24 protein-coding genes and 1 other annotated feature are annotated in these 23,867 nt (G+C 54.3%); all 24 genes read left to right on the forward strand.

All coding sequences use genetic code 11. The annotated features are described in order from the left end of the window. The first annotated feature begins 14 nt into the window (after window positions 1–14). The 24 genes from spoVE (at window position 15) to ACFSO0_RS14305 (ending at window position 23,815) form a co-directional block, all read left to right on the forward strand. Window positions 15–1,109: a stage V sporulation protein E gene (gene spoVE, locus ACFSO0_RS14190; protein WP_376881366.1), complete on the forward strand. Its 1,095-nt coding sequence runs from the start codon at window positions 15–17 to the stop codon at window positions 1,107–1,109. A gap of 12 nt (window positions 1,110–1,121) precedes the next feature. Next, on the forward strand, window positions 1,122–2,222 hold the full coding sequence (gene murG / locus ACFSO0_RS14195; RefSeq protein ID WP_376881368.1) for an undecaprenyldiphospho-muramoylpentapeptide beta-N-acetylglucosaminyltransferase: 1,101 nt from the start codon (window positions 1,122–1,124) through the stop codon (window positions 2,220–2,222). Window positions 2,223–2,325: 103 nt separating this feature from the next. Beyond that, a complete protein-coding gene (gene murB, locus ACFSO0_RS14200; RefSeq protein ID WP_376881369.1) occupies window positions 2,326–3,231 on the forward strand; it encodes a UDP-N-acetylmuramate dehydrogenase in 906 nt (301 codons plus the stop codon). A gap of 15 nt (window positions 3,232–3,246) precedes the next feature. Next, window positions 3,247–4,503: a UDP-N-acetylglucosamine 1-carboxyvinyltransferase gene (gene murA, locus ACFSO0_RS14205; RefSeq protein ID WP_376881370.1), complete on the forward strand. Its 1,257-nt coding sequence runs from the start codon at window positions 3,247–3,249 to the stop codon at window positions 4,501–4,503. Between the two features lie 148 nt (window positions 4,504–4,651). Next, window positions 4,652–5,449, forward strand: a complete 798-nt coding sequence (locus tag ACFSO0_RS14210) for a cell division protein FtsQ/DivIB (RefSeq protein WP_376881372.1) — start codon at window positions 4,652–4,654, stop codon at window positions 5,447–5,449. A gap of 19 nt (window positions 5,450–5,468) precedes the next feature. Next, the gene (locus ACFSO0_RS14215; RefSeq protein WP_376881374.1) at window positions 5,469–6,179 is read left to right on the forward strand and encodes a DUF881 domain-containing protein; all 711 of its coding nucleotides are present in this window, start codon (window positions 5,469–5,471) and stop codon (window positions 6,177–6,179) included. 19 nt (window positions 6,180–6,198) lie between these two features. Then, window positions 6,199–6,942, forward strand: coding sequence for a DUF881 domain-containing protein (locus ACFSO0_RS14220; RefSeq protein WP_376881376.1), 744 nt, complete (start codon window positions 6,199–6,201; stop codon window positions 6,940–6,942). Window position 6,943: 1 nt separating this feature from the next. Beyond that, a complete protein-coding gene (locus ACFSO0_RS14225; RefSeq protein ID WP_376881378.1) occupies window positions 6,944–7,291 on the forward strand; it encodes a small basic family protein in 348 nt (115 codons plus the stop codon). A 139-nt stretch (window positions 7,292–7,430) separates the two neighbouring features. Then, complete coding sequence (gene ftsA, locus ACFSO0_RS14230; protein ID WP_376881380.1) at window positions 7,431–8,681, forward strand: cell division protein FtsA; 1,251 nt, start codon at window positions 7,431–7,433, stop codon at window positions 8,679–8,681. A 161-nt stretch (window positions 8,682–8,842) separates the two neighbouring features. Further along, on the forward strand, window positions 8,843–9,988 hold the full coding sequence (gene ftsZ / locus ACFSO0_RS14235; RefSeq protein WP_376881381.1) for a cell division protein FtsZ: 1,146 nt from the start codon (window positions 8,843–8,845) through the stop codon (window positions 9,986–9,988). Between the two features lie 293 nt (window positions 9,989–10,281). Beyond that, on the forward strand, window positions 10,282–11,244 hold the full coding sequence (gene spoIIGA / locus ACFSO0_RS14240) for a sigma-E processing peptidase SpoIIGA (RefSeq protein ID WP_376883194.1): 963 nt from the start codon (window positions 10,282–10,284) through the stop codon (window positions 11,242–11,244). Window positions 11,245–11,246: 2 nt separating this feature from the next. Then, on the forward strand, window positions 11,247–11,969 hold the full coding sequence (gene sigE / locus ACFSO0_RS14245) for an RNA polymerase sporulation sigma factor SigE (protein ID WP_376881383.1): 723 nt from the start codon (window positions 11,247–11,249) through the stop codon (window positions 11,967–11,969). Window positions 11,970–12,116: 147 nt separating this feature from the next. Beyond that, window positions 12,117–12,896 (forward strand): RNA polymerase sporulation sigma factor SigG, encoded by a 780-nt coding sequence (gene sigG / locus ACFSO0_RS14250; protein WP_376881385.1) that lies wholly within the window; start codon window positions 12,117–12,119, stop codon window positions 12,894–12,896. Between the two features lie 162 nt (window positions 12,897–13,058). Then, a complete protein-coding gene (locus ACFSO0_RS14255) occupies window positions 13,059–13,340 on the forward strand; it encodes a YlmC/YmxH family sporulation protein (protein WP_376881386.1) in 282 nt (93 codons plus the stop codon). 75 nt (window positions 13,341–13,415) lie between these two features. Next, a complete protein-coding gene (pgeF, locus tag ACFSO0_RS14260) occupies window positions 13,416–14,264 on the forward strand; it encodes a peptidoglycan editing factor PgeF (RefSeq protein ID WP_376881388.1) in 849 nt (282 codons plus the stop codon). Beyond that, entirely contained in the window at window positions 14,261–14,956 is a 696-nt protein-coding gene (locus ACFSO0_RS14265; RefSeq protein WP_376881390.1) for a YggS family pyridoxal phosphate-dependent enzyme, read from the forward strand. The genes pgeF and ACFSO0_RS14265 overlap by 4 nt, the downstream gene beginning before the upstream one ends. Window positions 14,957–15,008: 52 nt before the next feature. Next, window positions 15,009–15,431, forward strand: coding sequence for a cell division protein SepF (locus ACFSO0_RS14270; RefSeq protein ID WP_376881391.1), 423 nt, complete (start codon window positions 15,009–15,011; stop codon window positions 15,429–15,431). Between the two features lie 29 nt (window positions 15,432–15,460). Then, on the forward strand, window positions 15,461–15,724 hold the full coding sequence (locus ACFSO0_RS14275; RefSeq protein ID WP_376881393.1) for a YggT family protein: 264 nt from the start codon (window positions 15,461–15,463) through the stop codon (window positions 15,722–15,724). A 13-nt stretch (window positions 15,725–15,737) separates the two neighbouring features. Further along, complete coding sequence (locus ACFSO0_RS14280) at window positions 15,738–16,511, forward strand: YlmH family RNA-binding protein (RefSeq protein ID WP_376881395.1); 774 nt, start codon at window positions 15,738–15,740, stop codon at window positions 16,509–16,511. Window positions 16,512–16,610: 99 nt separating this feature from the next. Continuing rightward, complete coding sequence (locus tag ACFSO0_RS14285; RefSeq protein ID WP_376881397.1) at window positions 16,611–17,096, forward strand: DivIVA domain-containing protein; 486 nt, start codon at window positions 16,611–16,613, stop codon at window positions 17,094–17,096. Between the two features lie 64 nt (window positions 17,097–17,160). Further along, window positions 17,161–17,426, forward strand: a binding site (T-box leader). Window positions 17,427–17,473: 47 nt separating this feature from the next. Beyond that, window positions 17,474–20,257, forward strand: coding sequence for an isoleucine--tRNA ligase (ileS, locus tag ACFSO0_RS14290; protein ID WP_376881399.1), 2,784 nt, complete (start codon window positions 17,474–17,476; stop codon window positions 20,255–20,257). A gap of 255 nt (window positions 20,258–20,512) precedes the next feature. Next, window positions 20,513–21,232 carry a TraR/DksA C4-type zinc finger protein gene (locus tag ACFSO0_RS14295; protein ID WP_376881400.1) on the forward strand — a complete coding sequence of 240 codons (720 nt, stop codon included), beginning with the start codon at window positions 20,513–20,515 and terminating at the stop codon, window positions 21,230–21,232. A 60-nt stretch (window positions 21,233–21,292) separates the two neighbouring features. Continuing rightward, the gene (locus tag ACFSO0_RS14300) at window positions 21,293–22,411 is read left to right on the forward strand and encodes a mandelate racemase/muconate lactonizing enzyme family protein (protein WP_376881402.1); all 1,119 of its coding nucleotides are present in this window, start codon (window positions 21,293–21,295) and stop codon (window positions 22,409–22,411) included. Window positions 22,412–22,426: 15 nt separating this feature from the next. Continuing rightward, on the forward strand, window positions 22,427–23,815 hold the full coding sequence (locus tag ACFSO0_RS14305) for an MFS transporter (protein ID WP_376881404.1): 1,389 nt from the start codon (window positions 22,427–22,429) through the stop codon (window positions 23,813–23,815). The last annotated feature ends 52 nt before the right edge of the window (window positions 23,816–23,867 follow it).

Here is a 23,867-nt window from a genome sequence, read left to right on the forward strand (position 1 = left end):
GATGACCTGGCAATATGAGCAAGGTTCGCTCAGCTCCCGACTTCGTAATTATTTTTGCAACACTTTTTTTATTAGGAATTGGCATTGTGATGGTGTACAGTGCGAGCGCGATCGTCGCGCAGAAGGCTCCGTTCAACGACCCGTACTTTTTTGCCAAGCGGCAGCTGATTTTTGCCCTGCTCGGCATCACGGCGATGTACATCACGATGAATGTCGACTACTGGGTATGGAAGCAGTGGGCCAAGCCGGGGTATCTTGCAAGCATCGGCCTGTTGATCCTGGTGCTGATCGTCGGGATCGAGGTCAACGGCTCCAAGAGCTGGCTGGGCTTCGGGGCGTTCGGGATTCAGCCCGGTGAATTCGCCAAGTTGGGCGTCGTCGCTTTTCTGGCACGCTGGCTCTCCGACAACCAGAAGCAGATCGTGCTGTTCCGCAAAGGGCTCATGCCGGCGCTGGCTATTCCGGCTCTCTGCTTTGCGCTGATCATGCTGCAACCGGATTTGGGTACAGGAACGGTTCTGATGGGAACGGCAGTCGTGATGATTTTCGCTTCTGGAGCGCGGATCAGCCATTTTGCAGGACTGGGGCTGGTGGGGATTGCCGGGTTTGTCGGGCTGGTTTTGTCGGCCCCCTACCGGATCAAGCGGATTACGTCTTTCCTCGATCCGTGGTCTGACCCGCTGAATACGGGCTACCAGATCATCCAGTCACTGTATGCGATCGGACCGGGCGGCCTGCTGGGGCTGGGACTCGGGCAGAGCCGGCAAAAGCACCTGTACTTGCCGGAGCCGTACAACGACTTCATCTTCTCGATCGTCGCCGAGGAGCTTGGTTTCATCGGAGGGACCTTGATTCTGTTGCTGTTCCTCCTGCTGCTGTGGCGGGGAATGCGGACGGCGATTACGGCGCCGGATTTGTTCGGCAGTCTGCTCGCGCTGGGCATCATCGGCATGATTGCCATTCAAGTCGTCATCAATATTGGCGTCGTGACCGGGATGTTTCCCGTCACCGGGATCACGCTGCCGTTTTTAAGCTACGGAGGTTCCTCGCTCACCCTGATGCTGACAGGCATAGGGGTGCTGTTGAATATCTCCCGTTTTTCCAGATAAGGATGTGATTGTATGCGCGTCGTCTTGACAGGCGGTGGCACAGGTGGACATATTTATCCGGCGCTTGCGGTGGCGAGAGAAGTTGCTCGCCAGGATTCGCAGGCTGCCTTTTTGTATATTGGCAGTAAACACGGACTGGAAGCCCAGCTCGTTCCACGCACGGACATTCCGTTCCAATCGGTCGAGATCAGCGGGCTGAAGCGCAAGCTGAGCTTCGACAACGTAAAAACCGTCTGGAAGTTTATCCGGGCGGTGTCCGACTCGAAACGGATGCTTCGCGAGTTTGCGCCGGACGTGGTGATCGGAACCGGCGGCTACGTCTGCGGGCCGGTCGTGTATGCGGCAGCCAGACTGGGCATTCCAACGCTCATCCACGAACAAAATGTCGTGCCAGGGTTGACCAACAAGTTTTTGTCCCGTTCGGTCAGCAAAGTCGCCGTTTCATTCTCCGAGTCGCTGGCCTTTTTCCCATCCGCCAAAACGGTTCTGACAGGAAATCCCCGCGCGACGGAGGTCATGCACGGAAACGCGGAGGCGGGCCGCGCGTTTTTGGGTGTGGACAAAAACAAGAAAATCGTCCTGATCTTCGGCGGCAGCCGCGGCGCGCGGGCGATCAACGAAGCTGTGCTGTCCATCGTAGGCAGATTGTCCGGCCTTGCCGATACGCATTTTGTATACGTCACCGGTGATGTGCACTACGAAAAGATCTCGGCTTCGCTGCGGGAGCTGGGAAATATCCCCGGCAACCTTTCCGTTCTGCCGTTCGTCCACAATATGCCGGACGTATTGGCGGCGACCCATATTCTGGTAGGGCGTGCAGGCGCGTCGACATTGGCGGAAGTGACCGCTTTGGGCGTGCCTTCCATATTGATCCCGTCGCCGTACGTGACCAACAACCACCAGGAAAAGAATGCGCGCGGACTGGAGCGGGCAGGAGCAGCCGTGGTGATTGTCGAACGAGAGTTGACAGGGGAAACGCTGTTGCAAACGCTGACCGGACTGCTAAGTGACGAGAAGCGGTGGGAACAGATGCGTGAAAATTCTCTGACGCTCGGCATGCCAAAGGCAGCGACTGATATCGTGGCACAGCTTCGTGCGCTCTGCCGCAAATGAACAGGTAGGCGATTGTCACGCTGATTTGGGCGATCGCATAGTATGGAGCAAACACGTGATAAGAATTAGGTCCGACCTAGCATGTGTATCAGGAGGTTCACAGATGAAGCAAATTGCAGATGAGTTGAGGCAGGCAGGAATCGAAAAAGTGTGGACCGATGAACCTCTCGCCAATCATACGACTTGGCGGATCGGGGGTCCTGCTGACTTGTTGATCCAGCCCAAGGATAAGGAATCCTTGCAGGCTGCCTTGCAAATAATCCATCGTCATGAAATTCCCTGGAGTGTAATCGGGCGCGGTTCCAACCTTCTGGTGAGGGACAGAGGGATTCGGGGGGCTGTGCTCAAGGTGACTGAAGGGCTGAGTCACTGTGAATTCAGGGGCGAAGAGGTGTGTGTGGGTGCCGGATATTCCATGATCCGCCTGGCGATGGAAACAGGGAAGATGGGATTGACAGGGATGGAGTTTGCAGGAGGAATTCCTGGTACGGTAGGCGGAGCAGTCTATATGAATGCAGGGGCGCATGGATCTGATCTTTCACGTATTCTACTTGATGCCGAGATCCTCTTTGAAGACGGTGAAAGGAAAGTGTTGAACAACGAGGAATTGGGCTTCAGCTATCGGACCTCACTCTTGCAAAAGAAAAAGGGGATTGTGCTGGAAGCGCGGTTTCAACTGCGCAAGGGCGATCGCGGGGAAATAGCGGCTGCGCTCGCTGCCTACAAGGAGCGGCGCCGTCTCACGCAGCCTTTGCAAATGCCGTGTGCCGGAAGCGTGTTTCGCAATCCGCCTGGGGATCACGCAGGTCGCCTGATCGAGGCGGCCGGGCTGAAAGGCTACCAAATCGGAGGCGCTCAAGTTTCGGAAAAACACTCGAATTTCATTGTGAACTGTGGAGGGGCCACGGCTACCGACGTCCTCACCTTGATCGACTATGTCCGGAGCACGATCCAGAGCAAATACGGGATTGAGCTGCATCCGGAAGTCCTGGTGGTGGGCGAGGGGTAACACGGAGGTGAAAGTTTGGAGACTTTTGCGATCGAAGGCGGAAGACCTCTGTCCGGTTCGCTTCGTATCCAAGGTGCCAAGAACGCTGCTCTTCCCATACTTGCTGCCGCTTTGCTGGCGGAAGGGCAATTCTATATCTACGATGTCCCCCACCTGAAAGATATCAAAGTGATGCTGGAAATTCTGGATTCGCTGGGGGCGAAAACGAGGCATCAGGATGGATGTGTCGATCTGGATACTGCGTCTGTCTCCGTCCCGCAGATCCCGGACAACTTAATGAGCCAGATGCGATCTTCTATTTTCCTGGCTGGCCCGCTCCTGGCGAGATTGGGCGAGGTCACCATTTCCAGGCCAGGCGGCTGCGACATTGGAGAGCGCAGAATCGATTTGCATTTATCCGGGTTGACGGCGCTTGGTGCCAAAGTGGAAGAATCAGAAGGTTACATTACATTTCGGGCGAAACAATTACGCGGGACCAATATCTTTCTTTCCTTCCCCAGTGTGGGCGCGACAGAAAATATCATGATGGCGGCCGTTTTGGCAAAAGGTACGACTCGCATTTGCAACGCGGCGAGGGAACCAGAGATCGTTGATTTGCAAAACTTTTTGAATGCGATGGGGGCACGAATCCGCGGAGCGGGTACCGATACGATCGAGATTACCGGGGTCCACAAACTGCGTTCCGTCAGCTACCGCATCATTCCGGACCGGATTGTGACAGGTACGTTCCTTTTAGCCGCAGGGGTGGCCCAAGGGCATATCGAACTGACCAATACTTTGCCCGAGCACCTCACTGCATTGATTGAAGTGGCACGTAGCTGTGGTGTTGAAATCAAGACCCGCCATGATATAATGGAAATCAAAAGTACATCACGTCCACGCGCTTACGACCGGATTATTACCTCCCCGTTTCCGGGATTTCCGACCGATTTGCAGGCGCAGCTGATGGTGTTTTTGTCACAGGCCAGGGGAACGAGTGTTATCAAAGAAACGATATTCGAGGCAAGATTCAAACATGTGAATGAACTGGCGCGAATGGGCGCCTCCATATACGTGGATCTGGGATCAGCTATTATTCGCGGTGTCAACAAGCTGACAGCGGCGAGTGTGGAAGCGACGGATCTTCGGGCAGGTGCAGCTCTGGTGCTCGCCGGCCTCGCTGCCGAAGGAACGACGACTGTAAGCCAGATTCATCATATCGACAGGGGATATGAGCGGCTTGAACTGCAGCTTCAGCAACTGGGAGCCAACATATCGCGGGTGTCGGTATAACCGAGGGAGAGCTAAGCGGCATAGTGCTATGCCGCTTTCCCTGTTTTGTTCCATTACAAATATTCCAATCCGATCCATTTTTTTCTATTGCGAATCGATCAACGCGCACACGGGACAAGCCCAGGATGGATGGAGAAAGGAAAAGGTCATGGCGGTATACGAGGAACGCATTCCGCAAGTCAGACAGCAACGCCCTCGAAGAAGGGGAAACCGCAAACTGGTTACTTTGCTTGTGCTGTTTTTTCTTACCGTACTTATTATCGTATTCATTCGCTCACCATACAGCAAAGTGCAGGAAATTCAGGTGTTCGGCAACGACATCTATTCTGCGGAGCAGATTGTGAGTCAATCTGGCTTGACGAAGGACATGCAGTTTCTTAACGTATGGGAAAGCGACGTGCAAAAAAATCTGGCATCCTTGGCGGGGATCAAGGAAGTCACTGTCAGCCGCTCTTTCCCGGGAGTCATTTCGCTGCATGTCACCGAGCAAAAGCGGGTGGCCTTCTGGAACGGGCAGGACGGGACGCGCTATCCGCTGCTGGAAAACGGGCTTGTGCTCAAACAGGTCAATTTCGCCGATCGCGTAGTGGACAGGCCCTTGATCAGCTCGTGGTCGTCTCCGGAGTTGCTGCCCAATCTCGCAAAATCGCTGGCAAAGCTAAGTCCTGCCGTATTGGAGGAAATCTCGGACATTACACTCACCCCGACTGTGTATGACAAGCAGCGGGTGACGTTGTTCATGCGGGACGGAAACGAAGTGCGAAGCGTCATTTACAAGCTGGACAAAATGCTGAACTGGTATCCTGCTATTGCAAAAGAACTGCCTCCTGGCAAAAAAGGCGTACTCTCTCTATTTGAACAGCCCTGGTTCGTGCCGTATGAAGCAGCGAGCGAAGCCGTGCCGCTGCAAACGGCGGAGGAACAGTCCCAAAAGCAGCAGGAATGAATAAAGGGGAAAGTAGAACATGAGTCGACGGCGCAAATTTCATTTCTATTTAACGATCGTGACGTGTTGTACCGGATTTTTGGTGGCGACTTCGATCGAGACCACGAAGCTGACGCGCAAGGAGCGATACAACGATCAGCTGTTCCAGCAGGAGACCCAGCTCAACGACCGGATCGTGTCGGAAAAGGAGCAGAATCAGCATCTGGAAAAGCAGCTGCTCGACCTGCAGCGCCAGGTAGGCAAAGTCGAGGAGGCGATGGCCGAGCGCAAATCAGAGGCGGCGGAAACGTTTGCCCAGCTGGAAGCGGCGCGGATGCTGGCCGGTGTGGTCGCCGTAGAAGGACCGGGTATCGTCGTCACCATGCAGGATAGCCAGAATGCCGCCAGCAGCGCGGATATTGCCAATTACATCGTGCATGAGCAGGATGTCCGGCTGGTCGTCAACGAGCTGCGCGCAGCCGGAGCGGAAGCGATCAGCATTAACGGCCAGCGCCTGGTCAGCAATTCGTCTATCCGCTGTATTGGGCCGACGATCATTGTCAATGGCATCAAGTCCGCTGCCCCTTTCGTCGTCACGGCCATCGGAGATCCGGCCACGATGGAGAGCGCCTTGAACTTGCCGGGCGGCGTGCTGCATTCCTTGCAGGACTTTGTGCAGATCGACGTAGCCAAAAAAGACCGCGTTCAGTTGCCAGCATTTGTGGGTGACGTCAAAACCAAACACTCCTAGTTGAAGGATGCGTTTACCGATGTTACAAAAAAGCCGAAAAATCACATTTATTCTTGCCATCATTAGTGCTATCATAGGTGTGATGTTGGCCGTACAGGTCAGGAGCAATCTGAACCCCGTGCACAAAGAGTCTCGCAGTATCGCTGAGCTGCGGACGACGTTGCAAAAGGAACTGGAAAAACATAAAAACCTGCTGGCGGACATCTCCAAGTACAACCAGCTGTACTACCAGTACGAGACCTCACTCAGCGAAGACGAGAGTATCTCCGTCATGAAAGAGGAGCTGGCCCGCAACCGCAGGATGGCCGGATTGGTTGAAGTGGAAGGAGAGGGCGTCGTTCTGGAAGTGGTGGACGCCAAAATTCCCGATGATAACGTCCTGGACGGTCACATGACGGCACCTGTCACGGATTACACCATTGATGACGAAGATTTGCGGTGGCTCGTTAACATATTGTTCGCGAATGGAGCACAAGCGGTGTCGATCAATGGCCATCGGCTGATTTCAACTACTGCCATTCGCAACGTAGGTGACACGATCCAGATCGATACGCACACGATCAAGCCGCCTTACGAACTGAAAGCCTTGGGAGACCCGGACGTGCTTTTGTCTGCGCTGAAGCTGGAAGGGGTAGAGGAGAATTTTCAGCTGGCGAACAAGAAAGTGCTCGCGGAAAAACGGGACAAGCTGGTGATCTCTGCCAATACCGAGCCTCGTTCCATCCAATATATGAAACCTGTAAAAGAAAAAGGAGATTCGTAACATGTGGCTCCCGCTTATCGGACTGATCGTCGGTCTCGTTGTCGGCTTCTTGCTGGATTGGCGTGTGCCCCAGGAATATAGCAGTTATCTTTCCATTGCCTTGCTGGCCGGATTGGATACAATCTTTGGGGGGATTCGTTCGTTTCTGGAGCGTACTTTCAATGTTCGGATTTTCTTGTCCGGATTCTTTTTCAATACGCTCTTCGCGGCCGGCCTCGCTTTTATTGGCGGGTTTTTGGGGATTGATCTCTACTTGGCAGCGATCGTTGCTTTTGGCGTACGATTGTTCAATAATCTGGCCGTAATTAGGAGAATTGTGCTATCTCGCTGGATCAACCAGCAAGACTAGTGCAGGTAGTGGGAAAAAGGTCATATTTTTACAAAAAATAAAGCTGAAAAAAAGGGAATGGGTGTCCTGTGTGGAATAATTTATGCAGGTGTTCTCGCTTTTGCAAAATAAAAGACGTAGCAGAGGAGGTGTCACAGGTTTGGTAAGTAATGAACTCATCGTCAGCCTAGATATTGGAACATCAAAAGTTCGCGTCATGATCGGCGAAATCAACAACGGTTCCATCAACATCATCGGCGTCGGCCAAGCACACTCGGAAGGAATTAAAAAGGGCGTGATTGTCGACATCGACCAAACCGTGCATGCCATCCGGGAAGCGGTTGACCATGCAGAGCGCATGGTTGGCGTTTCGATCGAAGAAGTGTATGTCGGTATCACTGGGAATCATATCGAGCTGCATGAGACACAAGGGGTTGTCGCTGTATCCAGCGAAGACCGTGAGATACGGGAGGAAGACATCCAACGCGTAATTCAGGCAGCAAAGGTTGTTGCCATCCCGCCGGATAGAGAAATTATCGAGGTCGTTCCAAATGAGTATATTGTAGATGGTCAGGGTAGTATAAAAGACCCGCGCGGAATGATCGGTGTCCGACTGGAAATGGAAGGAACCATTGTGACCGGTTTGAAAACGGTTGTACATAACATTGTTCGTTGCGCCCAAAGGACCAATTTGCGGGTTGCCGGAATTTTCCTGCAGCCGCTTGCAGCCAGTACCGTAGCCCTTTCCAAGGATGACAAAAACATGGGTGTTGTTCTGGTCGACATCGGTGCGGGTTCTACCACGATCGGTGTATTTGAACAGGGAAAACTGGCAGCTACCACCGTAATCGGCATCGGTGGCGACCACATTACCAGCGACATTTCGCTCGGATTGCGCACGCATACGGATGTGGCCGACAGGGTGAAAGTAAAGAATGGCTGCGCCTTGATCGACGAGGCGTCCGAAGACGTGAAATTCAAGGTCAACCGGATCGGCAGCGATGTTGAGAAGCAGTTTACGCAGGTCGACCTGGCCAATATTATCGAGCCGCGAGCTGCGGAAATTTTCCAATTAGTCGAGGAGGCAGTCTACAAATTGGGCTTCCGTGACGAAATCGCGGGAGGGTATGTGCTCACGGGAGGTACGGTAGCGATGCCTGGCATGCTCGAGTTGGCCAAGGAAGAGTTGGGAGCACCTGTGCGCATCGCGATTCCGGATTATATCGGAGTGCGGGACCCTGCCTACACCACTGGGGTAGGTTTGATTCAATATGCCTTGCAGTTGATGGAGCGCCGCAGCATTCGCTCGACCCCCTCATTCAAAGGCACACCGAAGCAAACCGTGTCAAAGCCGAAGGATGGCCCCGGTTTGATGGAAAAAGTGAAAAACTGGTTCAGTGAGTTTATTTAACATCTTGTGGCCTTTGGCTATAGAAGATGACGATGGCGAATATTGGAATGTTTCGTTTTCTGCAAAAGGTGGAAAGGTTTCAACGAAATGTTACTTTGTTTGACTGAAGGCTTCACGCAGACACGGAGCTTCTTTATGTTGAATTGGGGAGGACTAGCAACATGCTGGAATTTGATATGGATTTGGAATCCTTTGCGCGAATTAAGGTCATTGGCTGCGGGGGCGGCGGAAGCAACGCCGTGAACCGCATGATCGCAGGCGGTGTGAAAGGGGTAGAATTCATTACCTTGAACACCGATGCACAGGCACTCCAGTTGTCCAGCGCGGACATCAAGCTGCAAATCGGAGAAAAATTGACACGGGGTCTCGGAGCGGGTGCCAATCCGGAAATCGGGAAGAAGGCTGCTGAAGAAAGCCGCGACATGATTGAAAATGCCTTGCGGGGAGCGGACATGGTATTCGTCACGGCAGGTATGGGCGGTGGTACCGGAACCGGTGCGGCCCCTGTCGTAGCGGAAATTGCCAAGGAACTGGGCGCCTTGACGGTAGGGGTCGTGACCCGTCCGTTTTCCTTTGAAGGCCGCAAACGTTCCCAGCACGGGGAAGCAGGGATTGCTGCCCTGAAAGAAAAAGTGGACACGCTGATCGTCATCCCGAACGACCGTCTGCTGGAGATCGTCGACAAAAACACGCCGATGCTGGAAGCGTTCCGTGAGGCGGACAACATCCTGCGCCAGGGGGTGCAAGGGATTTCCGACCTCATCGCCGTACCGGGATTGATCAACCTCGACTTTGCGGACGTCAAAACGATCATGACCGAGCGCGGCTCCGCCCTGATGGGAATTGGTGTGGGCAGCGGTGAAAACAGAGCGGCCGAAGCTGCCCGCCGTGCGATCTCCAGCCCGCTCTTGGAGACCTCGATCGACGGGGCACGCGGTGTTCTGATGAACATTACAGGCGGTACCAACCTGAGCTTGTACGAAGTGAACGAAGCGGCAGACATCGTGTCTTCTGCGGCAGATCCGGACGTCAACATGATCTTCGGTGCCGTCATCAACGAAGATCTGAAAAATGAGCTGGTCGTGACAGTCATTGCCACAGGCTTTGAACAGTCTCAGCGCCAGGAAGCGGCACGCCGTCCGCAGCCGCAAATCAATTCGGTTGGCAGCAGACCGACGCAGGTGTCCAATCCGAATATGAACCGTCAAAAGGATGAGGAAGACGACAAGTCCTTTTTCTCCATGAGCAATCTGGACAATCTCGATATTCCCGCATTCCTGCGCAACCGTCGCCGGAATAAAAAATAGCCATACGTGCAAAAGCAAGACCTTGTTCCTACGCGAAGGAGCAAGGTCTTTTTTATGCATCGGTCTTCATCTGCGGATTCTTGAAGGGGAACGGCTGCGCCGCCGTGATAGGCTTCCATCTACAAAAAATCCAAAATTACATCGTCAAGAATTGACAGATTTTACATACACATTGATATATACTGCATGTAAGCCGTCAGGAAATCGGCCGCATGCGGCAATCACTCTCGTCAAAGCACGCTGACTGCCTGGTTGGCTGGCAAGGGAGGGATGAGGCGGGAGGTGACGAGAAAGTGGTAGTGTACCTTGATATCATTCTACTCCTGAACATGGCGATTGATACCTTGTTGCTCTGGTTTACCGCCTATTTTCGCAAAGAGCGCGTGGTCTGGTGGAGGCTGATTGTTGCTGCCCTGTCTGGCTGTACGTATCTTGCCTTTTTCTTCTTCCCGGCGTTTTCCTCGATGTATCAGTGGTCGATCAAGCTGCTCTTTTCCATCCTCATGCTGTGGATCGCTTTCGGCAACAAAAGACTGCTCGCCTTTACCCAAAACCTGATCATTTTTTACTTTGTCGCGTTCGTGTTTGGCGGGGGCGTCTTTGGTCTCCAATATTTTCTCGCCCCGAGGAGCGAAATCGTTCACGGGCTGGTCGTCACGCACAACGACGGCTTCGGTGTCGGGTTCAAGCCGACGCTGCTCATCGTGATCTGCGGGTTTGCCATGGTGTACGTCATTAACCGGAAAAGCTACCGCGCCATTCAGGAGCCGCGCAAGCTGGACGCTTTTCTCGTCGATGTCGCTGTGACGCTGGCAGGGGAGAAGGTGATTTGCCGGGGACTCGTGGATACGGGCAACCAGCTGCATGAGCCGATTACCCGCATTCCGGTCATGATTATGGAAACGCGCATGTTGGCACATTTGCTTCCGCCGCCGCTTCTCCGACAAGCCGATGAAAACGGTGGAGTGTGGGAGAAGCTGGACGGCTCCTGGGGAGACCTGCCGGCAGAGTGGCAGCCGCTTGTCCGGTTGATTCCGTACCGGAGCGTGTCGCGAGGAATGGATTTTTTGCTCGCAGTCAAACCGGACCACGTCCTTGTCGTGCAAGGCAGTACCCGCTATGAGACGCAAAAGGTGCTGATCGGCCTCAACCCGATTCCGTTGGCCGCTGACGGGCGTTATCAGGCCATCGTGCATCCCGCAATGATGGAGACCAATTCTCAAGAATCGACCTTTATTCTCGAACAGGAGGGCTAATCATGTACGTAAAACTTCGCCTGAAACTCCAATTGATCTGGTACCGTATCTTGCTGTGGATTGGTGCACGCGCGGAAGAAGTCTATTACATTGGCGGGAGTGAAGCCCTGCCTCCACCGCTGACCAGGGAAGAGGAGGAGATTCTGCTGGGACGGCTTCCTTCCGGAGACCCGGCAGTTCGGGGAGTGCTGATTGAGCGCAATCTGCGGCTGGTCGTGTACATCGCCCGCAAATTCGAGAATACGGGCATCCATATCGAGGATCTGGTCAGCATCGGGACGATTGGCCTGATCAAGGCGGTGAACACGTTTGACCCGGACAAAAACATCAAGCTGGCGACATACGCCTCGCGTTGTATCGAGAACGAAATTTTGATGTACCTGCGCCGCAACAACAAAATTCGCTCCGAAGTATCGTTTGACGAACCGCTGAACATTGACTGGGATGGCAATGAACTGCTGCTCTCGGATGTGCTGGGGACGGAAAATGATACGATCTACAAAAACATCGAAGACCAGGTCGATCGCAAGCTGCTGAAAAAAGCGCTGGATAAACTGTCCGAGCGGGAGCGCATCATCATGGAGCTGCGCTTCGGCCTGGCAGGGGAAGAGGAAAAAACGCAAAAGGATGTCGCGGACCTTTTGGGCATCTCCCAATCGTACATTTCCCGTCTGGAAAAACGAATTATAAAACGGTTGCGAAAAGAGTTCAACAAAATGGTCTAACGCATATTTTCCCATTCGAGGGGGATACTGTTCCTAAACCGAGACCGAGAGTGGCTTTTTCCACTTTCACGTCGGCTACGCGTCAGTACGCGGCCTTTCAAGACAACCGGGATAGGGACTTTTTTCTTGCTTCGAGGAGGGAAAGACGTGACGCGCAACAAGGTAGAGATATGCGGGGTAGATACCTCCAAGCTTCCTGTGCTGACGAACAAAGAGATGAGAGAGCTGTTTGAACGGCTCCAGGGCGGCGAACTGGCTGCACGCGAAAAGCTGGTCAACGGCAATCTGCGGCTGGTGCTCAGCGTCATCCAGCGGTTCAACAACCGCGGAGAGTTCGTGGACGATCTGTTTCAGGTGGGTTGCATCGGATTGATGAAAGCGATCGACAACTTTGATCTCGGGCAAAACGTCAAATTCTCCACCTATGCGGTGCCGATGATCATCGGCGAGATTCGGCGGTATTTGCGGGACAACAATCCGATACGTGTCTCCAGATCGTTGCGCGACATCGCGTACAAGGCCTTGCAGGTGCGCGACAACCTGACTAACAAACATTCGCGCGAGCCCACCATCACAGAGATCTCTCAGGAATTGAACGTAGCCAAGGAAGATGTCGTATTCGCTCTCGATGCGATTCAGGACCCCGTTTCCCTGTTCGAGCCGATCTATCAGGATGGCGGAGACCCGATCTACGTCATGGATCAAATCAGCGATGAAAAAAACAAGGACGTGACGTGGGTGGAAGAAATCGCCTTGCGGGAAGGCATGCAGCGTCTGGGTGAAAGGGAAAAAATGATTTTATCCATGCGCTTTTACGAGGGGAAGACCCAGATGGAGGTAGCGGAGGAAATCGGTATCTCGCAAGCTCAGGTGTCACGGCTGGAAAAAGCGGCGATCGCCCATATGCAAAAGCACGTACAATCGTAACGGTATCTTACATAGGAAACCCGGCGGCATTCGGTCCGTTCGGGTTTTTTGTATGGTTGTCTGGAAGAAGGAGACGCCGCCCCGAGCTTTTTTCTTCAGACGGGACATATTCCGCACGCGACTCATATACTACAAGTAACGGAGAAAAGTGGGTGAGAAAGAATGGTGAAAATCTCTGACTTCCAGACGAAAGAAGTAGTGAATATTCTGGACGGGAAGCGGCTTGGGCATATTTCCGATCTGGAAATTGATTTGCGTCACGGACGCGTAGAGGCGATTGTTGTGCCTGGACCTGGCAAGTTTCTGGGCTTTTTTTCATCCGGCAACGATTTTGTTATTCCCTGGCGCAATATTGTCAAGATTGGCAAGGATGTCGTGCTTGTACGCATAGAAGAGACGCTGCGGGTAGAGGCGAGAACCTCCGGTGAAGATTACAGAGGGTAGGGAAAGAAAGGCGGGGAATCGCCTTTTTTTTCTGTTCAGCTATGGTATGATAAGCCATATGAGGAAGGTGACAACATGAGAGAACCGTTTGTCATGGCGCAGGATCGACCGTTTTTGCATTTGCAGGATTGGGAACATCGGTTTCCCGGTCTGGTAGCTGGGTTTACGATTCGCACGGGAGGAGTAAGTGAACAACCGTACGAGTCTTTCAATATGGGGTTGCACGTAGGCGACGACCCGGCGCATGTGGTGGTCAATCGACGGATGCTCGCCCAGCATCTTCAGTTTCCGTTTGAGGCGTGGACGTGCGCGGATCAGGTGCACGGCAACCGCGTATGCCAGGTGACGGCGGGAGGCGCTGGCAGAGAGAGCCTTGGGGATGTCATTGCGGCTACCGACGGTCTGTTTACGGAAAAAGAGGGAATTTTGCTCGCTTCCTTTTATGCTGACTGTGTGCCGCTGTTTTTCCTCGATCCGGCCTCCGGGGCGATCGGACTGGCGCACGCGGGCTGGAAAGGGACCGTTGCGCGTATTGCCGAGGAAATGGTGAAAGCGTTGGAGCAGCAATCCAAAGCGAAGCGCGAACAGCTGTTGGCAGCCATCGGGCCTTCGATCGGCGGCTGCTGCTACGAGGTGGATGAACGAATCATGGAGCAGGTGCAAACGAGCGCCAGGGACTGGGAGCAATGTGTAGCTCCATCCGGGAACGGACGGTATATGCTCGACTTGCGCAAGCTCAATACGCTCATTTTGCTGGAAGCGGGCATTTCGCCGGACCATATCGAATCTACAGACTGGTGTACGAGCTGCCGTACCGACTTGTTTTTTTCCCATCGCAAGGAAGCGGGAGCAGCGGGAACTACGGGGCGGATGGCTTCGTTTATCGGTTGGAAAACCAGGAAGGGAGCAAGTAGTTCGTCATGAGTATGGACATGGAACTGTTGAAGCAACGGATGCAAGCAATCGAGGAAAGAATTCAGGCGGCATGCGCGCGAGCCGGGCGAAAGCGGGAAGACGTAAAGATTATTGCCGTAACCAAATACGTCGATGCCGAAGCGATCCGCGACCTGCTTGATGCCGGAATCGAGCATATCGGGGAAAACCGCGTGCAGGATGGCGTGCCCAAGTACGAGCAGTACGGGGATCGGGGCACGTGGCATTTCATCGGCCACTTGCAGACGAACAAAGCGAAAGAAGTCGTAGGACGATTTCCGTACATCCATTCGCTGGATCGACTGTCTCTGGCCGAGGAGCTGAACAAAAGGGGACAGGCGCTAAATCAGGTTGTCCATTGCTTTTTGCAGCTAAATATTTCCGGTGAAGAGACAAAATTTGGGCTTAGTCCCAATGATGTATTGGCTTTTTTGCAGGAAACCAGTAATATGAAACATATAAAGATCATGGGATTGATGACCATGGCGCCTGTTGTCGAAAATGCGGAGGAGGCGCGGCCGGTATTTCGCGGTTTGCGCGAATGGAAAGAGCGAATAAACGAATGGACATTCCCTCACGTGCAAATCGAGGAGCTGTCCATGGGTATGTCCAGCGATTTTGAAGTGGCGATTGAAGAAGGAGCTACATATATTCGACTGGGCTCTGTGTTGGTGAAGCCATGAACCAAGGTTCGGTCCTGTCGACGGTACAGAGTAAGGAAAGGAGGATAAGAGAATGGGAGTTATGAACAAACTGATGGGGTTCCTGGGTCTGGAAAACGAAGAATACATCGAAGAAACGATTGAAGAAGACGATCACGAGGAGCAAGAGACTATGCACAGACGGCCGCAAGCGAGCCGTGCGAACAACGTGGTCCCTTTTCAAGCCAGGGAAAAGGAGGGCATCCGTCTGATTCTCTGTGAACCCCGTCATTACAGTGATGCGCAAGATATCGCAGACAACCTGCGCCATCGCAGGCCGGTCGTGGTGAATCTGCACCGCGTGGAAAAGGACCAGGCGAAGCGGATTATCGACTTCTTGAGCGGAACGGTCTATGCGCTGAACGGAGATATTCAAAAAGTGGGCGACACCATCTTTGTGTGCACCCCGGATCACGTGGACATCCAGGGTACAATCTCCAGTGTGATGGAAGAATAGGGATTATACGATGAAAAAAGGGTGAGGGAATGGGTTACCTTCTGACTGTATTGGATTTTGCATTTACGGTTTATCAATACATGATTATTGCCTACATCTTGATGTCGTGGGTGCCGCAAATGCGCGAGACCGGAATCGGGCAGCTTCTGGAACGGCTGGTCGAGCCGTATTTGGCGCCGTTTCGCCGCTTTATCCCGCCGCTCGGATTCATTGACATTTCTCCGGTTGTCGCTTTGATCGCATTACGTTTTGCCTATTACGGACTTTTTTCCATTTTGACGAAAATTGCTTAGGCGAGTGAGCACGATGAGTCTATTTGATCACTTTGGAAAAGAAGAACGTCCCTTTGTCGAACGGGCGCTGGAAATGCTGACGCAAGTAGAGCGGAAGCAGGCCATGCGCCTTACTGATTTTCTGGACCCGCGGCAGCTCTTCATCTTTCGCAGTCTGTCCTCCCAGGTGCACGATGTGTGCATTTCGGCACACGGCGGCTATGACGGGGCTGAGCGTGTGCGGGCGATTCTCCACCCCGAGTACATGACCGTTGACCCGGAAGACTACCGGCTGGCCTTGCTGCGTATTCACGCCGACCAGCGCTTTCACGTATTCGAGCACCGGGATGTGATGGGGGCGCTTCTGAATGCAGGGATGAAGCGGGAAAAATTCGGGGACATGCTGACAGATGCAGAGGGCAGCTATGCCGTCGTCGCGGAGGAAGTGGCGGATTACATCTGTATGCAGGTGACGCAGATTCACCGCACTTCTGTCCAGTTTGAACGGGTGGCATGGGAGGCGTTTTCCCCGCCGGCACCGCGCTTTGCGGAGAAAACGATTACGGTGCCGTCTCCTCGGCTGGATGCCGTCATCGGGGAAGTGCACCATTTATCGAGGGCCAAGGCCGTCGTGCCGATCCGTGCCGGGAAAGTGAAAGTGAACTGGAAGATTGTGGAGGACCCTGCGCATGCGCTGCAGGCAGGGGATATGGTCTCCCTGGCAGGTTTTGGGCGCTTCAAAGTGCTGGAAATCATGGGACCGACCCGCAGCGGCAGGCTGCGCATGAATGTCGGGCTTGTTACATAAGATAGAGCTGATCTGAAAAATTTGCAAAATACGGCAGGATATACAGCTGAACTTGTCGAAAGGTAAGGCAATGATTATCGGGAAAAGTGGGGGGTTCATGTGCCTTTAACGCCGTTGGATATACACAATAAGGAATTCAGTACCGGATTTCGCGGATACAACATTGACGAAGTAAACGAGTTTCTGGATCAGGTCATTAAAGATTTTGAACTCCTGATTAAAGAAAAAAAGGAATTGGAAGAGCGCATCGCCATTCTCAATGAGCGTGTGGATCATTATAAGAGCCTGGAAGAAAATTTGAGCAAGTCCATTCTGGTGGCGCAAGAGACGGCGGAAGATGTCAAGTCGAATGCGCGCAAGGAAGCGCAGCTGATTTTGAAGGAAGCCGAGAAAAATGCGGACCGGATCGTCAACGAAGCGCTGGCCAAGTCCCGCAAGATCGCCATCGAAATCGAAGAATTGAAAAAACGCGCCTCCGTCTACCGCATGCGCTTCCGCACACTGCTGGAAGCCCAGCTGGAAATGCTGGAAAACGGTGCGTGGGATGACATCGAGCAGGCAGATTCTGCTGTCGTTGTTGAATAAAGCATTGACGTTCGGTTGATGATGGTACTATAATGAAAATCAACTTTTGTTCTGACAACAACATAAGTCGACGATGATCGGGAAGAGTACGTGAGAATCGCGCTGTCAAGAGAGCCGGGGGTAGGTGAGAGCCCGGTCAGCTGCATCCGCAGAAAATCACCCGGGAGTTCAATAGCCGAAATCTTGCCGACAGCTGGTGGCGAGGGAGTAAGTGAGCGCGTCATTCCCGTTACGAATGAGACAAGTGGAACGATGGTCGGCTTATGCCCTTTTCGCATAGGCGGTCGTTCAATCTGGGTGGTACCACGGGAGCCTTCTCTCGTCCCAATCGGGATGAGTGAAGGCTTTTTTATATTCATTTAGGAGTGAATGTAGCTATGGATTTCAGCAAAACGTTATCGCTGCCAAAAACGGATTTTCCTATGCGCGGCAACCTGCCGAATCGCGAGCCTCTCGTGCAGGCTGCGTGGGACGAGATGGACATTTACAAGCTCGTTCAGGAGCGTACAGCGGGGCGCCCGTCCTTTGTCCTGCATGACGGCCCGCCGTATGCGAACGGGGATATTCACATCGGCCATGCGCTGAACAAAATCCTCAAAGACTTTATTGTGCGCTACAAATCGATGGCGGGCTTCTGCGCTCCGTACATTCCGGGTTGGGATACGCACGGCCTTCCGATCGAACAGGCAATCGTCAATGCGCAAGGGCTGGATCGCCGCAGCATTGAAGTCAATGATTTCCGCAAGCGCTGCGAAGACTATGCCTGGTCTTACATCAACAAACAGCGCGACCAGTTCAAACGTCTGGGCATTCGCGGCGACTGGGAAAACCCTTACGTGACGCTGCGTCCGGAATACGAAGCGAACCAGATCCGCGTGTTCGGGGAAATGGCGAAAAAAGGCTACATCTACAAAGGGCTGCGCTGTGTGTACTGGTCTCCTTCTTCCGAGACGGCTCTGGCTGATGCGGAAATCGAGTACAAGGACAAACGCTCCCCTTCCATTTACGTCAGCTTCCAGGTGGTGGACGGCAAAGGACATCTGGACAATGAAACAGGCGTCGTCATCTGGACGACTACCCCGTGGACGATTCCGGCGAACCTGGCAATCTCGCTGCATCCGGAGCTGGAGTACAGTGTCGTGAAAGCGGATGGCCGCAAGTTCCTCGTCGCGAGCGGACTGGTGGAAGGCGCAAGCAAGGAAATCGGCTGGGAGAGCGTAGAAGTGCTCTCCACGCACAAGGGCGCAGATCTGGAAGGCGTCGTGACGCAGCATCCATTCTATGACCGCACTTCTCCCATCATCCTTGGCGAGCACGTGACACTGGATGCCGGTACCGGCTGCGTCCACACGGCTCCCGGACATGGGGAAGACGACTTTGCTGTGGGACAAAAATACAATCTGGGCGTGCTTTGCCCGGTCGACCACGAAGGAAAAATGACCAGTGAAGCGCCTGGCTTTGAAGGTCTGTTCTACGAGGATGCCAACAAAGTAGTGACGGAAAAGCTGCAAGAAAAAGGCGCATTGCTCAAGCTCAGCTTCTTCACCCACTCCTATCCGCATGACTGGCGGACGAAAAAGCCGGTGATCTACCGCGCGACAGAACAGTGGTTTGCGTCTATCGACGGTTTCCGCGAGCAAATGCTGGAAGCGATCAAACAGGTGAAATGGATTCCGCACTGGGGCGAAACCCGCCTCGCCAACATGATCGCGGACCGCGGCGACTGGTGCATTTCCCGTCAGCGCGTATGGGGTGTACCGATCCCGATCTTCTACTGCAAATCCTGCAATGAGCCGGTCATCAACGACACGACGATCAACCACATCGCGGAGCTGTTCCGCAAAGAAGGCTCCTCTGTCTGGTTTGCCCGCGAAGCAAGCGAGCTGGTGCCGGAAGGTCTGTCCTGCTCGAAATGTGGCTGCACCGAGTTCCGCAAAGAAACGGACATCATGGACGTCTGGTTCGATTCCGGTTCCAGCCACGTCGCTGTCTTGAAGGAACGGGGAGTCAGCTGGCCGGCAGATTTGTATCTGGAAGGCTCCGACCAATATCGCGGATGGTTCAACTCCTCGCTGTCCACCAGCGTTGCCGTGTTTGGCACGGCGCCGTACAAAGGCGTGCTCAGCCACGGCTTCACGCTCGACGGCGAAGGACGGAAAATGTCCAAATCGCTGGGGAATGTGATCGTGCCGCAAGAGGTTATCAATAGCCTTGGGGCAGACATCCTGCGTCTGTGGGTCGCTTCCGTTGACTACCAGGCAGACCAACGGATTTCGGATGCCATCCTGAGCCAGATCGCGGAAGTGTACCGGAAAATCCGCAATACGTTCCGCTTCCTGCTCGGAAACCTGGACGGCTTCGATCCGGCGAAACACCGCGTTACCTACGAACAGCTGGGTGAGCTGGACCGTTACGTGCTGGCGAGAGCAGCGAAGATGGTCAAACGCGTGCGCAAGGCGTACGATGACTACCAGTTCCATACGGTATTCCACGCTGTCCGCAACTTCTGCGTCATCGACCTGTCCGCGTTCTATCTGGACATCTGCAAGGACCGCCTGTACGTCGAAGCGCCTGACAGCCTCAAGCGCCGGGCAGCTCAAACCGTCATGTACGATTGCCTGCTCAATCTCGTGAAGCTGGTGGCACCGCTCTTGCCGCATACGGCAGATGAAGTGTGGGGCTTTATCCCGGGCGTGACCGAGAAGAGCGTTCAGCTGACCGACATGCCTGAAGCAGACGAGCAGCATCTCGGCTTCTCTGCCGAAGAAGCGGACAAATGGGATGCGTTCCTCACCGTGCGAGACGAAGTGCTGAAAGCAATGGAAGAAGCGCGCCGCAACAAAGTGTTCGGAAACTCCGTTGATGCGAAGCTGACGCTCTATCCGCAAACAGAGGTAGTGGCGAAGACGCTCGCGGCTATGGACGATCTGGCGGATCTTTTCATCGTGGCAGAGGTCGAAGTACATCCACAAGGGACTGCGGCACCGGCGGAAGCTGTCCAGCTCGAAGGAATCGCTGCAGTGGTCACTGCTGCAGAGGGCGTCAAGTGCGAGCGTTGCCGTGTGGTCAAACGCGACGTAGGCGTGCGCCCGGCCTTGCCGACCATTTGCGGACGCTGCGCGGATATCGTCGAGAAGCATTACGCCCATCTGGTCGAGTAAGCAAACCACAACCGAAAAACGAACGTCAATCGAAAACCTGTCATTCCCATCCGGGGCTGGCAGGTTTTTTTGTACAGGATTGGCAAGAGCAGGGCAGACACGGACAAAGGAAGAAAGCGGGACTGGCTGCAATGGCCAGGCGCAGCCAGGTTTACGAACATGAGCGATACGCAGTCAACTTATGGGGGCAGGTTATTTCGGCACAAGCGAAGACATACTACCAGGTGAGGAAACCAAACAAAGGTGGTGTCTGCCGTGGACCAAGACTTGCTGGCAAGGTTTCGCGCAAGGCTGCTGGAGCAGAAGAAGGAGCTCGAAGATCGCGTCCAGGACCATTACGGCATGCGAGAGGCGATGACGGCTTCCTTGCAGGAGTTTGCCATGTACGACAACCATCCCGCTGACATTGGCAGTGAGCTGTTTGAACGGGAGAAAGATTTGGCGCTGGACAGCCTGGACCGGGAGACGCTGAAGGAAATCGACCAGGCGTTGAAGCGGATGGACGAGGGCACATACGGAGTCTGTACCGTCTGCGGGAAGGAGATTCCCGTGGAACGTCTGGAGGCTTTGCCGCAAGCCCAGACCTGCAAGGAGCACGCCCCGGCGCCGCACGTCAACGAGTCGCGCCCGATTGAGGAAGAATTTATGCAGCCTCCGTTCGGGCGAACATCGCTGGACGAGAAAGAAGGGCAAAACGGATTCGACGGCGAGGACGCCTGGCAGATTGTCGAGGCGTGGGGCACCTCCAGCACGCCTTTTTCCTACGCGGACAATGACAAGACCGACTACAAGGAAATGTATGTGGAAAGTGACGAGCCAGACGGCTTTATCGAGGAAGTGGAAGAAATCGGCTACACCGGCATCGACGGGTATCACGGCCGGGACAGCGTCCACTTCATGCGCAGCGGTACTTACGAGGAATACATGCGCAAGGGCGAAGGAAAAGGCTACTATCTCAACTACGATGACTACTAAAAAGAACGGGCGGGTCGGGAAGGGCGCGACGATCTGATGTAGCGGGGGGATCAGCCGACTATGCAAATCGAACGTGTGGAAACATACCCGCTGTTGTACCGCCTCCCGCAAGCATACGGCGATGCAAATGGCTACAAGCGCTACCGCACCTCCTATCTGATTCGCCTGATCACGCGGTCGGGAATCGATGGCTGGGGGGAAATTATCGATTGGCTGCCGACGCTGCATCGCGGCTTTCAGGAGCGAATCATTCCGTTCTTGCTCGGGAAGCTGGCGACAGACAGGCTGACCATCACGGACGTCATCAGCAAGTGGCATCAGCGGTCGGCAGCGGGAGTGAGCATCGCGCTGACAGAAATCGTCGCCAAGCGCGCAGGGTTGTCTGTATGTGAGCTGTGGGGCGGGAAGTTCCACCGGCAGATTCCGGTATACGCTTCCTTTCAATCGTACCGGGAACAGGGTGACTGGGCAGAAAGCTCCATCCGGTTTGTAACCGAGCAAATCCGCGCCGGACACAAGCGGGTAAAAGTAAAAATCGGCGGCCGCTCCATCGCAGAGGATCAGGCGCACATCGACCGGCTGATGCAATCGCTGCCGCCCGACGTACTGGTCGCCCTCGACGCCAATCAGAGCTACGACCTGGCGCATGCCCGACTTTGGGAGCGGATCTTCTGGCGCTACACGAACTGGATGTGGCTGGAGGAGCCGATGCCGCTCGAGCGCACACAAGAGTACGTCAAGCTTAGGGCGGCGCTGTCGGTGCCGCTCGCTGGCGGAGAAAATCTGGTGAGCTGCGCACAGTTTTTGCCTCTGTACCAGGCGGGGGCCCTCGACATCGCCCAGCCTGATTTGCAGCACACACACGGTATCGACTCGTACCGGACCCATCTGCAAATGGCTCGTCAATTCGGTTACCGCATCTCCCCTCATTCCTTTGACGGCGGGCTGTCCCGGTTGTACACCCTGTTTGCGCAGGCTTGTCTGCCGGCATGGTCCAAAATGGATGCCGACCCGATCGAGCCGGTAGAGTGGGATGTGATGGAAAACCCTTTCTCACAGCTGTTTCCGTTGCAGCCCGTGAACGGAGCGGTCACGATCCCGGAAGGAGCGGGGATCGGGATCGAGCCGGACTGGGAGCTGATTCACGCGATGCGCTGGGATGGCAGTGTGTACGCATGAAAGAAGGAGTGTCATATGGCGCAACATACAAAAAACTTGATTGGCTTGACAGGTATTCCGCTCGTCATGGTGCTGGGCAACTCCATGCTGATTCCCGTCTTGCCGACGATGAAAGCCAAAATGGACCTCACTTCGCTCCAGACCAGCCTGCTCATTACGGCTTTTTCGATTGCGGCAGGTCTCGTCATTCCGCTCGCCGGATATTTGTCGGACCGGTTCGGACGGAAAATCATCATTCTTCTCTCGCTCATCGTCTACGGGCTGGGGGGACTGTTGGCAGGTTTGGCAGCCTTGTGGTGGGACAAGCCGTATTCCATTATTATGATCGGTCGTGTCCTGCAAGGGATCGGCGCAGCGGGAACCGCGCCGATCGCCATGGCTTTGGCGGGGGATTTGTTTCAAGGTGCATCGGAGAGCAAGGCATTGGGGCTGATGGAGACGTCGAACGGTCTGGGAAAAGTGCTTAGCCCGATTTTTGGTTCCTTGCTGGCTTTGATCTCGTGGTACATGGTGTTTTTGGCGTTTCCAGTCATTTGCGGCGTTGTTCTGCTGCTGTTTTTGTTCCTGACGAAGGAAAACCAGCAGGAGAGACAGCCGATGCCGGTCAAGCAGTATTTGCACGCCATCGGTCAGGTGTTCAAACAGCACGGGAAGTGGCTCGTTCCGGCGTTCTTTATCGGGAGCATCTGCCTGTTTACGCTGTTTGGCGTACTGTTCTACCTGTCTGATCTGCTGGAGGAGAAGTATAAAATTGACGGCGTCATCAAAGGGGGATTTCTGGCGATCCCGCTTCTGGTCATGAGCATTGCCGCCTACCTGACCGGCCTGATTATCAAAAAGAAGCTCGGTCTCATGCGCTGGTTCGTCATCGTCGGGATGTTCATGCTGTCGGCATCCTATGTACTCGCCAGCTTCGTGAAGGGGGCGTACGTGCTCATCGGAATTCTCGTGCTCGGCAGCATCGGGACCGGGATGATCTTGCCGTGCTTAAACAGCATGATCGTCGGAGCGGTGGAGAAGGCAGAGCGCGGGATGATTACTTCGCTGTACAGCGGCGTCCGCTTTATTGGCGTAGCTGTCGGTCCCCCGATCTTCACCTGGCTGCTCGGCATTTCGCGGACGGTGATGTTTACCTCCATCGCAGGCTTGTCCCTTGTCTTTGGCGTGCTCGCGATCTTTTTCCTGAAGCCGAAGCAGGCACAGCAGCAGGTTCAGGGAGCGGGAGAGGCGGACGCGCAGGCGAAGGAGAGAAAGGCGTGGAGGCAGGTGTCGGAGCTGCTGGGAATCGAGCCCCAGACGCCGGAAGAAAAGCGCAGAGAAGCTGCGGTAAGGAAGTTCGGCTTCGATCCGAACGAACTCATCAAGCGAATCCTGTCCGGACGAAAAGAGAAGGAAAAAAATTAACAGGCATCGCCCTGTCTGCCCCAGGCCCCCTGGAAAAGGGGCGGGCGGACTT

Origin of the sequence: Brevibacillus sp. GCM10020057 (assembly GCF_042683565.1) — a bacterium.
In the GTDB taxonomy this organism is placed as follows: domain Bacteria; phylum Bacillota; class Bacilli; order Brevibacillales; family Brevibacillaceae; genus Brevibacillus.

Bases quoted from the DNA above. Each gene is read 5' to 3' on its own strand.
- spoVE (WP_376881366.1), top strand. From the start codon at position 15: ATGAGCAAGGTTCGCTCAGCTCCCGACTTCGTAATTATTTTTGCAACA.
- murG (WP_376881368.1), top strand. From the start codon at position 1,122: ATGCGCGTCGTCTTGACAGGCGGTGGCACAGGTGGACATATTTATCCG.
- murB (WP_376881369.1), top strand. From the start codon at position 2,326: ATGAAGCAAATTGCAGATGAGTTGAGGCAGGCAGGAATCGAAAAAGTG.
- ACFSO0_RS14210 (WP_376881372.1), top strand. From the start codon at position 4,652: ATGGCGGTATACGAGGAACGCATTCCGCAAGTCAGACAGCAACGCCCT.
- ACFSO0_RS14215 (WP_376881374.1), top strand. From the start codon at position 5,469: ATGAGTCGACGGCGCAAATTTCATTTCTATTTAACGATCGTGACGTGT.
- ACFSO0_RS14220 (WP_376881376.1), top strand. From the start codon at position 6,199: ATGTTACAAAAAAGCCGAAAAATCACATTTATTCTTGCCATCATTAGT.
- ACFSO0_RS14225 (WP_376881378.1), top strand. From the start codon at position 6,944: ATGTGGCTCCCGCTTATCGGACTGATCGTCGGTCTCGTTGTCGGCTTC.
- ftsZ (WP_376881381.1), top strand. From the start codon at position 8,843: ATGCTGGAATTTGATATGGATTTGGAATCCTTTGCGCGAATTAAGGTC.
- sigE (WP_376881383.1), top strand. From the start codon at position 11,247: ATGTACGTAAAACTTCGCCTGAAACTCCAATTGATCTGGTACCGTATC.
- ACFSO0_RS14255 (WP_376881386.1), top strand. From the start codon at position 13,059: ATGGTGAAAATCTCTGACTTCCAGACGAAAGAAGTAGTGAATATTCTG.
- pgeF (WP_376881388.1), top strand. From the start codon at position 13,416: ATGAGAGAACCGTTTGTCATGGCGCAGGATCGACCGTTTTTGCATTTG.
- ACFSO0_RS14265 (WP_376881390.1), top strand. From the start codon at position 14,261: ATGAGTATGGACATGGAACTGTTGAAGCAACGGATGCAAGCAATCGAG.
- ACFSO0_RS14270 (WP_376881391.1), top strand. From the start codon at position 15,009: ATGGGAGTTATGAACAAACTGATGGGGTTCCTGGGTCTGGAAAACGAA.
- ACFSO0_RS14275 (WP_376881393.1), top strand. From the start codon at position 15,461: ATGGGTTACCTTCTGACTGTATTGGATTTTGCATTTACGGTTTATCAA.
- ACFSO0_RS14280 (WP_376881395.1), top strand. From the start codon at position 15,738: ATGAGTCTATTTGATCACTTTGGAAAAGAAGAACGTCCCTTTGTCGAA.
- ileS (WP_376881399.1), top strand. From the start codon at position 17,474: ATGGATTTCAGCAAAACGTTATCGCTGCCAAAAACGGATTTTCCTATG.
- ACFSO0_RS14300 (WP_376881402.1), top strand. From the start codon at position 21,293: ATGCAAATCGAACGTGTGGAAACATACCCGCTGTTGTACCGCCTCCCG.
- ACFSO0_RS14305 (WP_376881404.1), top strand. From the start codon at position 22,427: ATGGCGCAACATACAAAAAACTTGATTGGCTTGACAGGTATTCCGCTC.